Origin of the sequence: Silicimonas lutimaris (assembly GCF_047314965.1) — a bacterium.
GTDB lineage: Bacteria > Pseudomonadota > Alphaproteobacteria > Rhodobacterales > Rhodobacteraceae > JAVJUV01.
The window spans coordinates 18,051-29,399 of record NZ_JBLBVK010000043.1; the positions used below are offsets into that span (position 1 = coordinate 18,051).

Sequence of the window (11,349 nt, forward strand, 5' to 3'; positions counted from 1 at the left end):
GTCTAAGAAAAGGCATGCTGAATGTCGTCACTCATGGAACGCGCACGGGAACCGCACCGCTCCTTATCGCGCACGGACTGTTTGGATCCGCCCGGAACTGGGGCGTGATCGCCAAACGCCTGTCGGATGAGCGGGAAGTGAGAGCCGTTGACATGCGCAATCACGGGGAAAGCCCGTGGCAGGACACTCATACCTATACCGATATGGCGGACGATCTGGCGGCTGCAATTGACGGGACACATGATGTCCTCGGGCACTCCATGGGCGGAAAGGCAGCGATGGTGCTGGCGCTGACCAGACCGGACCTCGTCAGAAAACTGATCGTCGCCGACATCTCACCCGTCGTCTACGGACACACACAAATGCCGATGATAGAGGCCATGCGCAGCCTCGACCTTGCCCGCATAGAGACAAGGGGAGATGCGGACAGACAGCTTCAGTCTGTTGTGCAAGAGGACGGCGTACGCGCCTTCTTGCTGCAGTCACTGGACGTGAAATCAAGGCGTTGGCGACTCAATCTGGAAGCGCTCGCCCAGGAAATGGACAAGATCATCGGGTTTCCAGATATCGACGGTCAATTCGATGGACCCGTGCTGTTCTTGTCCGGCTCACATAGCGACTACGTCCGCCGCGAGCATCGTGACAGGATTCGTTCGCATTTCCCGAACGCCGTCTTCGCAAAAATCCCAGGCGCAGGGCATTGGCTTCACGCCGAGAAGCCGCGCGAATTCGAAGCGGCGATCCGCGCGTTCCTGAAGCATGGCCACAAGACCTGATTGAGGAAGGGCGGACATTCCTCGCCGCCCGCCCGTCCGCAGTTTCGCGTCAACTCCAGAGAGCTTCCTTGATATAGGACGCCGTGTTGCTGATCGCCTCTCCGATGTCCCGCCCGATGCGAATGATCGTCTCATCAGGCGCGGATATCAGGTTGCCATGTAGTGTCTGGCCGAATGCAAAATAGATGGTTCCGGCACAGACTATCAGTGAAATCCAACGAAGGCTCAAAACACACCCCCATGATTTGAATGGTTGCAACCATAACACGAAATTACCGAAAATTCGATCCTACTTTCGTCGGGGAGAAAACGTTCTCGAGGCGGAAGCCTAAAACCAAAAATGTTGAAACCATTTTTGAGACTCCCACTGGATGCAGACATCCACATGACATCTGGTGAGATTAGGCTAGACGGCGACAATATGTTGTTGCTTTCCCGTGCCGTGCATTGTATGCGGGCCACACAGGTGCTAATGACGCGGTCGCATCTCTGACATGCGGGGCCCACTGCGAAAGCAGTCGGGCCTCGTTCATTTTCGGGGGGACAGTGATCTTGAACGGGTAAAGGCGCCAGGTGCTCAGACGCGGTCCTCGCATCGTGGCCGAAGCCACTCCCTGACGCCTTCCCGAACCGGCAACCCGAAGGTCGCCTGCTCAGCCGCTCCAGCCCGGATTTCCACCGCCTTCCCCGGCACTTGCGCACCCGTTCCGGCACTGGACCTCCTGACCCTTCACGCTCGATTCCAGGCTCATGTCCCTTTACCGACCGCTCCAGCTCCGAGGGGCCTTCGCGTCCCCGCTTCGGTTTCCCTCTGCGGTGATCCAACTGTCGCCAAAACAGACTGCCATGCCAACAGAAAAGCACTGCAGCATGGAAATTACTTGGGGATAACGTGTTGATATCATTGGGGAGAAACCGGTGGATAAATCACCGAACTGACGCATTTCCGGATACTTATTCGGGGAAAATCATCAGCTGGAATTTGGCACCACGAAAACTCGCAGTTTCTGCATCTGCAAAGATGGAAATGGCGGGAATCGGCACGTCTCACAACGAGAATCGGCGCTGTCTATTGCGCGAAAACACGTCCCGTACTAGGTCGGGCGAACGCGGCATGGAGACGACGCCCTTCATGTCTTTGAGGAGAAGACAAAATGCACAAACGACTTGCCCTGATCGCAATGCTGGCTATTGGCGCCATGTCTTCCAGCGGATGTGTTCCACTGGTCATCGGCGCCGGCGGCGCCATCGCCGCCGACACGATCTCCGAGGACCGTGGGCGCGACCTTTTCTGATTCTGATAATGTTCCTTTGACCCGCATCAAGGCGCCGGCTCCCCGGAGGGGACAGGATTTTCCTAGAAAGGGAGGTCAAAATGGAACACCGAATTGCAACCATCACCTTGGGCGCATTCTTGGTTTCCTCGGCTGCTGCGATGGCGGCGGATGCGGAGAATGGTAAGCTCTTGGCTGAAGAAAACTGCGCACGCTGCCACGACGTGGCACCAGGGGGCGCTTCAAAACTCTATCCACCCAGCTTCACGGCAATCGCGGGATATCGCGCGGAAGAGCAGATCATTTCTCGAATTCTGTATCCCACGCTGCATTCGCCAATGCCGGCATGGTCCAACTGGATCAGTCGGGACGAGGTCGATGACCTGGTGGCCTTCATCCAATCGCTCGAAGGCAGCTGACGTCAGTTTCCGAACATGGCTCCGGCGCTGCCGGCTATCCCCTTGAGGCCGCCAAACGCCGGAGTCGTGGCGCCGGTAGCAACGCCATATTCGCCGCCAAACACGCCGACAAATCCGCCAATCAGGCGCTTAACTCCGATGGAATTACCGGTGTACTCCTCATAGCCGAAACCAACGGCAAATAAGACAAGTACGATTGCGATCAGCCTAACCATTCAGGAATTTTACGCTGAGACAGGCATTTCACCAAGAAAAAAGCTCAGACCCGCTCCGATGCGGAGGCAGCGGTCCAGTTCCTTGAAAATGCAGCAACCGTCTGCCACCGGCTCTAGACGCTCCGCGCCAGCCTTCGGGCCACCAGCCAGGACGCAGGGAAAGACAGAACAACGCCGAGCATAGCAGCGATCAGGAGCGGCCAAAGAGTATCAAACCCCATGACCAGCGCCGCGACTATCGCCACTCCTGCGACCGCTGATCCGACGAAGAGATGCACCAACAGAAACAGCAAACTCAAAGAACTCCCGCAAAAATCATGCGGGAAGAATGACCAGGGCAGAACAGGCTTTCCTTGATGCAGGTCAGAGGTGGCACGCCGCTAGCGTGGAAACAAGAGCACCACGACAGCGAAAACGAAAAGTGGAGCCAGAGTGAACTATACCTTCTGACTGGCCGGCTGGTCCTTCAGCGGAGTCTTGCTCCACATTCTGTTCAACGCATGGGTCAACAGAACGAGCAAGTTATATAGAACGCTTTCCATCCTCCCTGCCCTCCCCAAGTCAGCTGTTCGAATTGAAGATGTCGCGGTAAATCTTCCACGACCCGTCATCCTGCCGGCGGAAAATGGTCATGAACTTCCCGTCCATGTGCACCGCGTTCCCCCCCGAGGTCAGATCGGCCGTATAGGTTCCCCGTGAGAAGGCCCAGTCGCCCATCACCACCGTCTCCACGGGCGAGATCTCCATCGCGGATGCGGGCATCGCCGCAAAGGCCTTGGGCACGCCGACCGTCAGCACGTCGAGACCCCGCGCAGGCATCCCCGGTGGCATCTGCACACCGCCCTCGTCCCAAAGCGCCAGCCAAGCGTCTGCATCGCCGGCCACGCGGGCGGCTTCATAGGCATCCCAGATCGCGGCGATATCCTCCGCGTCTCCGGCCAGCCCCGGGACAGGAGCCAGGCTGCATACGGCAAGCGCCACACCGGCAACCATGTTTGCACGTCGTTTCATGGTCATCATCCTCCGTTCATCAATGAAAAAATGATAACCGGTGATCAGATGCCAATAATGATATGTGTCAAAGAGTTCACGGCGTGCACCTTTTTTTGCCGGAAGCCTGTCGACACTCACGCCAAAGGGACGGAGGGCCAGCGGCCCTCCGCGGTGTCAGATCAGAACGGAAAGGACGGCTGAAAGCCCTGTAAGGCCGATCAGGGCCGCCGAGACCATCTTCAAGCCAGGAATGTTCCGCGCCTTCACACCCTTGCCATAGGCCGTTCCCGCAACATCGTCCGGCATATCCTCGCGCAAGGCGATGATATCGTCCAGGGCCACGCCCCCGGCAAGAATGCCGTAGGCGGAGATCGCGATTGCCAGCACCAGAAGCGGTGCGGAATAGCCTTCACCGAAATGCAGTGCCGCACCGATGCCCAAGAGGACAAACAGCGTGGTGCGCATGATACCGAAATAGTCACCGGAACGCGAAATCACTAGCTGAAGCCTGTGGTCTTCAGTCATGGGTTCCCCTCCCTTTGTTGATCCGGTCGATCCCGGATAATGTTCCTATAACAGATTTTTCAGGTTTTGGCGAAATTGCCGGGGCGAGCGCCTTCAGCCCGCAGAGCCCGTGATACCACTAACGTTAAGGACGAGTGTGATCGGCTGGGGTCGGACGGGGGACGCAACAGAAGCTTGGAAATGAGGGCCAAGCCGGAATAGGAAATGCGCAACGAGCTTAGTGCGCAACCCTAACTTACTAAGACCAACCGGACAGGCCGCAGCGCATTGATTCCGATTATGATGGCTGACTGAAAACCGCCTCAACTATCCATCTTCAGCGCATTAATAAACGCTTCCTGCGGGATCTCGACCTTCCCGAACTGGCGCATCTTCTTCTTGCCGGCCTTCTGCTTGTCGAGCAGCTTGCGCTTCCGCGTCGCGTCGCCGCCATAGCACTTGGCCGTCACGTCTTTCCGCAGCGCCGACAGCGTCTCGCGCGCGATGACCTTGCCGCCGATGGCCGCCTGGATCGGAATCTTGAACATGTGGCGGGGGATCAGATCTTTCAGCTTCTCGCACATGGCGCGGCCCCGAGCCTCGGCCCGGTCGCGGTGCACCATCATCGATAGCGCGTCCACCGGTTCGTCATTGACCAGGATCTGCATTTTCACGAGCTTGTCCTCGCGGTACCCGGTCATCTGGTAATCGAACGAGGCGTAGCCCTTGGTAACCGATTTCAGCCGGTCATAGAAGTCGAACACCACCTCGTTCAGCGGCAGGTCATAGACCACCATCGCGCGGCTGCCCGCATAGGTCAGGTCCAGCTGGATACCGCGCCGATCCTGGCAGAGCTTCAGAACGTCGCCCAGGTATTCGTCTGGCACCAGGATCGTCGCCTTGATCCGCGGCTCCTCGATATGCTCGACATAGGTCAGATCCGGCATGTCGGCGGGATTGTGAAGCTCCTTCATCGTCCCGTCCTTGAGATAGACGTGATAGACCACCGACGGCGCCGTAGTGATCAGGTCGATGTCGTACTCGCGCTCCAGCCGGTCGCGGATCACCTCGAGGTGCAGAAGACCGAGGAAGCCGCAGCGGAACCCGAAGCCCAGCGCGGCGGAGGTTTCCATCTCGTGCGTGAAGGACGCGTCATTCAGCGCCAGCTTCTCGATCGCGTCGCGCAAGTCCTCGAACTCGTTGGTGTCGACCGGGAACAGGCCGCAGAACACCACCGGGATCGACGGCTTGAAGCCCGGAAGCGGCTTTTCGCACGGCCTCTTCTCATGGGTGATCGTGTCGCCGACCTTGGTATCGCGCACCTGCTTGATCGAGGCGGTGAAGATGCCGATCTCGCCCGGACCCAATTCCTTGATGTCGACCATCTGCGGCTTGAGCACCGCGAGCTTGTCGATCCCGTACCGCGCACCGGTCTGCATCATCTTGATCTGGTCGCCCTTGCGAATGACCCCGTCGATGACGCGGATCATCACGACTACGCCGAGGTAGCTGTCGTACCAGCTATCGACCAGCATCGCCTTCAGCGGCGCATTGCGATCGCCCTTGGGCGCGGGAAGTCGCGTGACGATGGCCTCCAGCACATCTGGGATGCCGAGACCGGTTTTCGCCGAGATCTGCACGGCGTCCGAGGCGTCGATGCCGATCACGTCCTCGATCTGCTCGGCCACGCGCGCGACGTCCGCCGCGGGCAGATCTATCTTGTTCAGCACCGGCACGATTTCATGGTCGGCATCGATCGCCTGATAGACGTTTGCCAGAGTTTGGGCCTCCACGCCCTGAGAGGCGTCCACAACAAGGAGCGATCCTTCGACAGCCTGCATCGACCTGCTGACTTCATAAGCAAAGTCAACGTGGCCCGGCGTGTCGATCAGGTTCAGGATGTACGTGTGGCCATCTTTCGCTGGATACTCGATCCGAACGGTGTTGGCCTTGATGGTGATCCCCCGCTCGCGCTCGATATCCATCGCGTCCAGAAGCTGCGCCTTCATGTCTCGTTCCGCCACTGTCCCGGTAAGCTGGATCAGCCGGTCGGCAAGCGTGGATTTTCCGTGGTCGATATGGGCCACGATCGAGAAATTTCGGATATGCGCGAGGTCGGTCATGTTGCGGGATATGGAGTGGATTTTGGGGGTTGTCGAGGGGTTTGATACAAAGGGGGTTAGGGGACAAAGAAGGCCCTATACCGCCGTTATGGACGGTTGAGATCACCGCATCTCTCCAGAGAATTGCCCATAGTCTCAGCACGAAGCCGATCACCCGAGACCCAGCCCTCCTCCACGCCAGCCAGAATCCGAAAACACTTTGAGGCACTCTGAAGTTGGGCTCATTTCACGGCCATGCCAAACGCTCAACGAAACCGCACTTCCCGAACCCCACTCGGATTCACCCGGCGAAATTCGAGGACGATCTCCGAAACAAACCGCCTGAACGTCTCCTGCTCTCCGGGCTCGCTAACATCGAACTTGCGGCTGCGATAACCGGGCGCCCATTCCATGGCGACGACCGCAGACATGCCTGCCTGCCGGCCTTTCTTGTTGAACCCGAACGCACGGAGCGTCAGACGGGTCCCGCTGCCAGGCACAGTGGCGACATCGAGCGCGCCCTTGACCGCTTCAAGCCATTCCTCGCTGGTCGCGGCATTGGCGCGCAGGGGCAAACCGACAGCGACAGCGCCACCCAAAAGCAGTTTCGTGGTCTCGCGACGGGTCAGCATGGTGTATCTCCTGCGACGAGAGTGTTCCGACTCCGCCGCTGGAGTCCATGCCAATCTTTTCGAGACAAGATTCAATGCTGCACACAGATTGAGCAAATAGATGAAAATCTAATCAATTGTGGTAACGGCCCTTGTGGTCTCTGTGTGGAATTCTTGTTCGACTTCGGGAAACTCGCTCTGATCTCGAAAAGACTTTCGGGGGGCTCGTCCATTAACCAGCAGGTGACAAAGATCGCGCCGATGGCGCAGCCCCGGGCACGGGGCGAAGCTCGCCTGTCATCGAAACTGGTCACGGGACGAAGCTGTTTGGACGGTTTGCGCCAGTCCGGCGCGTCAAAGATACTGTTTCCTTCAGGACGTCCGCACCTTGAGGCCATTCTCATCAATACGGCGGGCGGCGTGACCGGAGGAGATCGCTTCCGGCTGGAAGCAGAGGCTGGACCGGGCAGCCGTCTGACCATGACAACCCAGGCAGCCGAGCGTGCCTACCGCGCCCAGCCCGGAGAAATCGGCCGTGTCTCGACACGTCTTTCGGTCGGCGCCGGGGCTCGCCTCGACTGGCTGCCGCAGGAACTGATCCTGTTCCAGGGCGCTGCAATGGAGCGCCGGCTCGACATAGAACTCGCCGAAGACGCCAGCCTCCTGATGGTGGAACCCATAATCTTCGGACGCCGCGCCATGGGCGAGAGACTGAGCAGCGCCGAATTCCGTGACCGTATCGAAGTGCGCCGAAACGGGCGCCCGCTTTACCTCGACGGGGTGAGACTTTCCGGCGACCTGACGAGGGCGCTCTCATCCGACGTGACGGCTGGTGGTGCCGGAGCGGTGGCCAGCCTGCTCTACGTCGCACAGGATGCCGGCTCGCATCTTGGTGCTCTCCGGGCGATGCTGCCGCCCACCGGTGGCGCGAGCCTCCTGGCGCCCGATGTTCTGGCGCTCCGCTGCCTTGCGCCAGACAGTTTTGAGCTGCGCCGCGCGCTTCTGCCAATTCTGGACCGGCTGACCGGTCACACGCTCCCCACGTCATGGAGGTTATGACGACATGCAATTGACCCCTCGCGAAAAAGACAAGCTGCTGGTGGCGATGGCCGCCGAGGTCGCGCGCAAGCGCTTGGCCCGCGGGGTCAAGCTCAACCATCCCGAGGCAATTGCTCTGATAACCGATGCTGTCGTCGAAGGTGCACGTGATGGCCGCTCTGTCGCCGATATGATGGAAGCGGGCGCGCAGGTAATCACCCGCGACCAGTGCATGGAGGGCGTGCCCGAAATGATCCACGAAGTTCAGGTCGAGGCGACATTCCCCGACGGCACCAAACTCGTCACCGTTCACAACCCGATCAGATAGGAGACCAACATGCGTACTTTCTCGATTTTCACCATCCTGGCCGCAACGCCCGCCGCCGCGCACGACGCCTCCCTGCCGCATGCCCACAACGAATGGGCGCTGCCCGTGGGCCTGGGCCTGATCGCGCTGGCCAGCTTGGTCGCCGCTGCAAGGGCGCGCGTCACGGTGCGGAAATGATTCCCGGACAAATTTACCCTGCCCCGGGTGACATCACGCTGAATCCGGATCGCGAAACAATCACTCTGATGGTCGCCAATACAGGCGACCGTCCCGTGCAGGTCGGCTCGCATTATCACTTTGCTGAGGCCAACAGCGCGCTCGAATTTGATCGTGACGCTGCACGCGGGCTCAGGCTGGACATCGCTGCCGGAACCGCCGTCCGCTTCGAGCCGGGCCAGTCACGCGAAGTCAACCTGATCCCGTTCTCCGGGGCCAGGAAGATCTACGGCTTCAACCAGAAGGTCATGGGCGCTCTTTGATGGGAACGGTTCCGCTGCTTTCGGACGACGAGGCGGCCCCGGAAGCGCGGGCCGTCTTCGACGAAATCCGCGCCACGCGCGGCACCGATTACGTGAACAACTTCTGGCGTGCTCTGGCCCATGACCCCGCTCTGATGCGCGCCACCTGGGACCGGCTGAAGATCGTCATGGAGCCGGGCGAACTCGACCCTCTGGTCAAGGAGATGATCTATGTCGCTGTCTCGACTGCCAACGGCTGCAGCTATTGCGTTCATTCCCATACCTCCGCAGCGAAGGCCAAGGGGATGACGCCCGAGCAGCACGGCGAGTTGCTGGCAGTGATTGGCATGGCGATGCAGACGAACGGCCTTGTGACAGGGCTGGGCGTCGAGGTGGACGAGGCGTTCCAAGCATGAGGTCTTGCCGGAGACCGGAAATTTTGGCGGTCATGCGAGCGCGGTCGGCCGTGTTTTGACCAGGAAGAAGATCAGGTGCGGCGCGTCGCGCCCAAAGGAGTGAGAGAAATGCCAGCGAAGATATCCAGAGCTTCCTATGCCGCGATGTTCGGCCCGACCGTGGGCGACAAGCTGCGGCTGGCAGACACGGATCTGATCATCGAGGTCGAGCGCGACCTGATCGCCGAGGCCGCTGGCGCGGCGATGACCGGCGGAACGGGAGCGAATTCCCTCGCCTACGGAGAAGAAGTCAAATTCGGCGGTGGCAAGGTGATCCGCGACGGCATGGGCCAGTCTCAAGCGACGCGGGCCGAAGGCGCGGTCGACACGGTCATCACCAACGCGCTGATCGTCGACTGGACCGGCATCTACAAGGCCGATGTCGGCCTGAGGGATGGCCGCATCCACAAGATCGGCAAGGCCGGCAACCCCGACACGCAACCGGGCGTGAACATCATCGTAGGTCCGGGCACCGAGGCCATTGCCGGCGAAGGCAAGATCCTGACCGCGGGCGGCTTCGACAGCCATATCCACTTTATTTGCCCGCAACAGATAGAGGACGCGCTGCACTCGGGTCTGACCACCATGCTGGGCGGTGGCACCGGTCCGGCGCATGGCACGCTCGCGACCACCTGCACGCCGGGGCGGTGGCACATCGGGCGGATGCTGCAGGCCGCCGACGCCTTCCCGATGAACCTCGCCTTTGCGGGCAAGGGCAATGCCAGCCTGCCTGCGGCTCTCGAGGAGCAGGTCAAGGCCGGCGCCTGCGCTCTGAAGCTCCACGAGGACTGGGGCACGACGCCCGGCGCAATTGATTGCTGCCTGTCGGTCGCCGACGACATGGACGTGCAGGTGATGATCCACACCGACACGCTGAACGAAAGTGGTTTCGTCGAGAATACCGTGGCCGCTATCAAGGGCCGGACAATCCACGCCTTTCATACTGAAGGTGCGGGCGGCGGACACGCGCCCGACATTATCAAGATCTGCGGCGAGGAGAACGTCCTGCCTTCGTCGACCAACCCGACGCGACCCTTCACCGTCAACACGCTGGAAGAGCATCTGGACATGCTCATGGTCTGCCATCACCTCGACAAGTCGATTCCCGAGGACGTGGCCTTCGCCGAAAGCCGCATCCGGCGCGAGACCATTGCGGCCGAGGATATCCTGCACGACATGGGCGCCTTCAGTATCATCGCGTCGGACAGCCAGGCGATGGGGCGCGTGGGCGAGGTGATTATCCGCACCTGGCAGACAGCCGACAAGATGAAGAAACAGCGGGGCAAGTTGGCCGAGGAAACCGGCGACAACGACAACTTCCGGGTGCGCCGCTATGTTGCGAAGTACACGATCAACCCGGCAATTGCGCATGGGCTTTCCCAACACATCGGTTCAATCGAGGAAGGCAAACGCGCCGACCTTGTCCTATGGAACCCGGCCTTCTTTGGCGTGAAACCCGAAATGGTACTTCTGGGCGGCACCATCGTTTGCGCCCAGATGGGAGACCCGAACGCCTCGATCCCGACACCCCAGCCGGTCTATACGCGGCCCATGTGGGGCGCCTACGGCCGGTCCGTTGAGCATTCGGCGGTGACTTTCGTGAGCCATGCGGCCAACCGAGAGAACATCCGCCAGACACTCGGGCTGGCCAAGAACTTGCTACCGGTCGAGAACACGCGGAACATCGGAAAGAAGGATCTCAAGCTGAACGACGCCTGCCCGCATGTAGAGGTGCATCCCGAGACCTACGAGGTGAGGGCCGATGGCGAGTTGTTGACCTGTCAGCCCGCCGAGGTGCTGCCGATGGCGCAGAGATACTTCTTGTTCTGAAACATCATTGGAATGCATAGCGGAGTTGCGGGAATGGAAGTGGTGAATGCCGCGCATATCACCTACCTGAAAGCCAAGGGGGGAAACCCGGAACTGGAGGTTTCCAATGGCAAACAGGTTTTTCGACGGCTTGACACGCGGTCTCACCGCCTATGCCGAACGTCATGCTCGCATGGATCAAATCCGCGCTCTGAACGCGAAAACGGACGACGAACTGCTCGCAATGGGGCTGACCCGCGGAGACATTCCGCGCCATGTCTACAGGGACATCTTCTTCGTCTGATCAAGACCGGACGGGGCCTTTGGGCCCTGTCCGCTCAATCTGTTCCAATAGCAGTTCTGATCA

17 protein-coding genes are annotated in these 11,349 nt (G+C 59.9%); 10 read left to right on the top strand and 7 right to left on the bottom strand.

The window, feature by feature from the left end; all coding sequences use genetic code 11:
• Window positions 1-14 precede the first annotated feature (14 nt).
• A complete protein-coding gene (locus ACKLNI_RS07435; RefSeq protein ID WP_413718428.1) occupies window positions 15-776 on the top strand; it encodes an alpha/beta fold hydrolase in 762 nt (253 codons plus the stop codon).
• Window positions 777-825: 49 nt separating this feature from the next.
• Here ACKLNI_RS07435 and ACKLNI_RS07440 read toward each other — a convergent pair whose 3' ends face one another.
• On the bottom strand, window positions 826-1,005 hold the full coding sequence (locus tag ACKLNI_RS07440) for a hypothetical protein (protein WP_413718429.1): 180 nt from the start codon (window positions 1,003-1,005) through the stop codon (window positions 826-828).
• 925 nt (window positions 1,006-1,930) lie between these two features.
• Between ACKLNI_RS07440 and ACKLNI_RS07445 the strand changes: the two genes are divergently transcribed.
• Window positions 1,931-2,071, top strand: a complete 141-nt coding sequence (locus tag ACKLNI_RS07445; RefSeq protein ID WP_413718430.1) for a hypothetical protein — start codon at window positions 1,931-1,933, stop codon at window positions 2,069-2,071.
• A gap of 80 nt (window positions 2,072-2,151) precedes the next feature.
• Window positions 2,152-2,469 carry a c-type cytochrome gene (locus tag ACKLNI_RS07450; protein WP_413718431.1) on the top strand — a complete coding sequence of 106 codons (318 nt, stop codon included), beginning with the start codon at window positions 2,152-2,154 and terminating at the stop codon, window positions 2,467-2,469.
• 2 nt (window positions 2,470-2,471) lie between these two features.
• On the opposite strand, the gene ACKLNI_RS07455 is transcribed toward ACKLNI_RS07450, so the two are convergent.
• The 6 genes from ACKLNI_RS07455 to ACKLNI_RS07480 all read right to left on the bottom strand — a co-directional run bounded on the left by ACKLNI_RS07455 (window position 2,472) and on the right by ACKLNI_RS07480 (window position 6,915).
• Window positions 2,472-2,684, bottom strand: a complete 213-nt coding sequence (locus tag ACKLNI_RS07455; protein ID WP_413718432.1) for a hypothetical protein — start codon at window positions 2,682-2,684, stop codon at window positions 2,472-2,474.
• Between the two features lie 113 nt (window positions 2,685-2,797).
• Window positions 2,798-2,983, bottom strand: coding sequence for a CTP synthetase (locus tag ACKLNI_RS07460; RefSeq protein ID WP_413718433.1), 186 nt, complete (start codon window positions 2,981-2,983; stop codon window positions 2,798-2,800).
• A 262-nt stretch (window positions 2,984-3,245) separates the two neighbouring features.
• Window positions 3,246-3,695, bottom strand: coding sequence for a YybH family protein (locus tag ACKLNI_RS07465; protein WP_413718434.1), 450 nt, complete (start codon window positions 3,693-3,695; stop codon window positions 3,246-3,248).
• A 156-nt stretch (window positions 3,696-3,851) separates the two neighbouring features.
• Complete coding sequence (locus ACKLNI_RS07470; protein ID WP_413718435.1) at window positions 3,852-4,202, bottom strand: hypothetical protein; 351 nt, start codon at window positions 4,200-4,202, stop codon at window positions 3,852-3,854.
• Between the two features lie 302 nt (window positions 4,203-4,504).
• The gene (gene lepA, locus ACKLNI_RS07475; protein ID WP_413718436.1) at window positions 4,505-6,304 is read right to left on the bottom strand and encodes a translation elongation factor 4; all 1,800 of its coding nucleotides are present in this window, start codon (window positions 6,302-6,304) and stop codon (window positions 4,505-4,507) included.
• A gap of 245 nt (window positions 6,305-6,549) precedes the next feature.
• Window positions 6,550-6,915 (bottom strand): hypothetical protein, encoded by a 366-nt coding sequence (locus ACKLNI_RS07480; RefSeq protein ID WP_413718437.1) that lies wholly within the window; start codon window positions 6,913-6,915, stop codon window positions 6,550-6,552.
• A 153-nt stretch (window positions 6,916-7,068) separates the two neighbouring features.
• Here ACKLNI_RS07480 and ACKLNI_RS07485 point away from each other — a divergent pair, with 153 nt between their 5' ends.
• The 7 genes from ACKLNI_RS07485 to ACKLNI_RS07515 all read left to right on the top strand — a co-directional run bounded on the left by ACKLNI_RS07485 (window position 7,069) and on the right by ACKLNI_RS07515 (window position 11,286).
• A complete protein-coding gene (locus tag ACKLNI_RS07485) occupies window positions 7,069-7,953 on the top strand; it encodes an urease accessory protein UreD (protein ID WP_413718438.1) in 885 nt (294 codons plus the stop codon).
• A gap of 4 nt (window positions 7,954-7,957) precedes the next feature.
• Window positions 7,958-8,260, top strand: coding sequence for an urease subunit gamma (locus ACKLNI_RS07490; protein ID WP_132460490.1), 303 nt, complete (start codon window positions 7,958-7,960; stop codon window positions 8,258-8,260).
• Between the two features lie 9 nt (window positions 8,261-8,269).
• Window positions 8,270-8,437 (top strand): hypothetical protein, encoded by a 168-nt coding sequence (locus tag ACKLNI_RS07495; RefSeq protein ID WP_413718439.1) that lies wholly within the window; start codon window positions 8,270-8,272, stop codon window positions 8,435-8,437.
• A complete protein-coding gene (locus ACKLNI_RS07500) occupies window positions 8,434-8,739 on the top strand; it encodes an urease subunit beta (RefSeq protein WP_413718440.1) in 306 nt (101 codons plus the stop codon). The genes ACKLNI_RS07495 and ACKLNI_RS07500 overlap by 4 nt, the downstream gene beginning before the upstream one ends.
• Window positions 8,739-9,134, top strand: a complete 396-nt coding sequence (locus ACKLNI_RS07505; protein ID WP_413718441.1) for a carboxymuconolactone decarboxylase family protein — start codon at window positions 8,739-8,741, stop codon at window positions 9,132-9,134. Before ACKLNI_RS07500 ends, ACKLNI_RS07505 begins: the two co-directional genes overlap by 1 nt.
• Before the next feature lie 108 nt (window positions 9,135-9,242).
• The gene (gene ureC, locus ACKLNI_RS07510) at window positions 9,243-11,003 is read left to right on the top strand and encodes an urease subunit alpha (protein WP_413718442.1); all 1,761 of its coding nucleotides are present in this window, start codon (window positions 9,243-9,245) and stop codon (window positions 11,001-11,003) included.
• 106 nt (window positions 11,004-11,109) lie between these two features.
• Entirely contained in the window at window positions 11,110-11,286 is a 177-nt protein-coding gene (locus ACKLNI_RS07515) for a DUF1127 domain-containing protein (RefSeq protein WP_413718443.1), read from the top strand.
• Window positions 11,287-11,349: the final 63 nt, after the last annotated feature.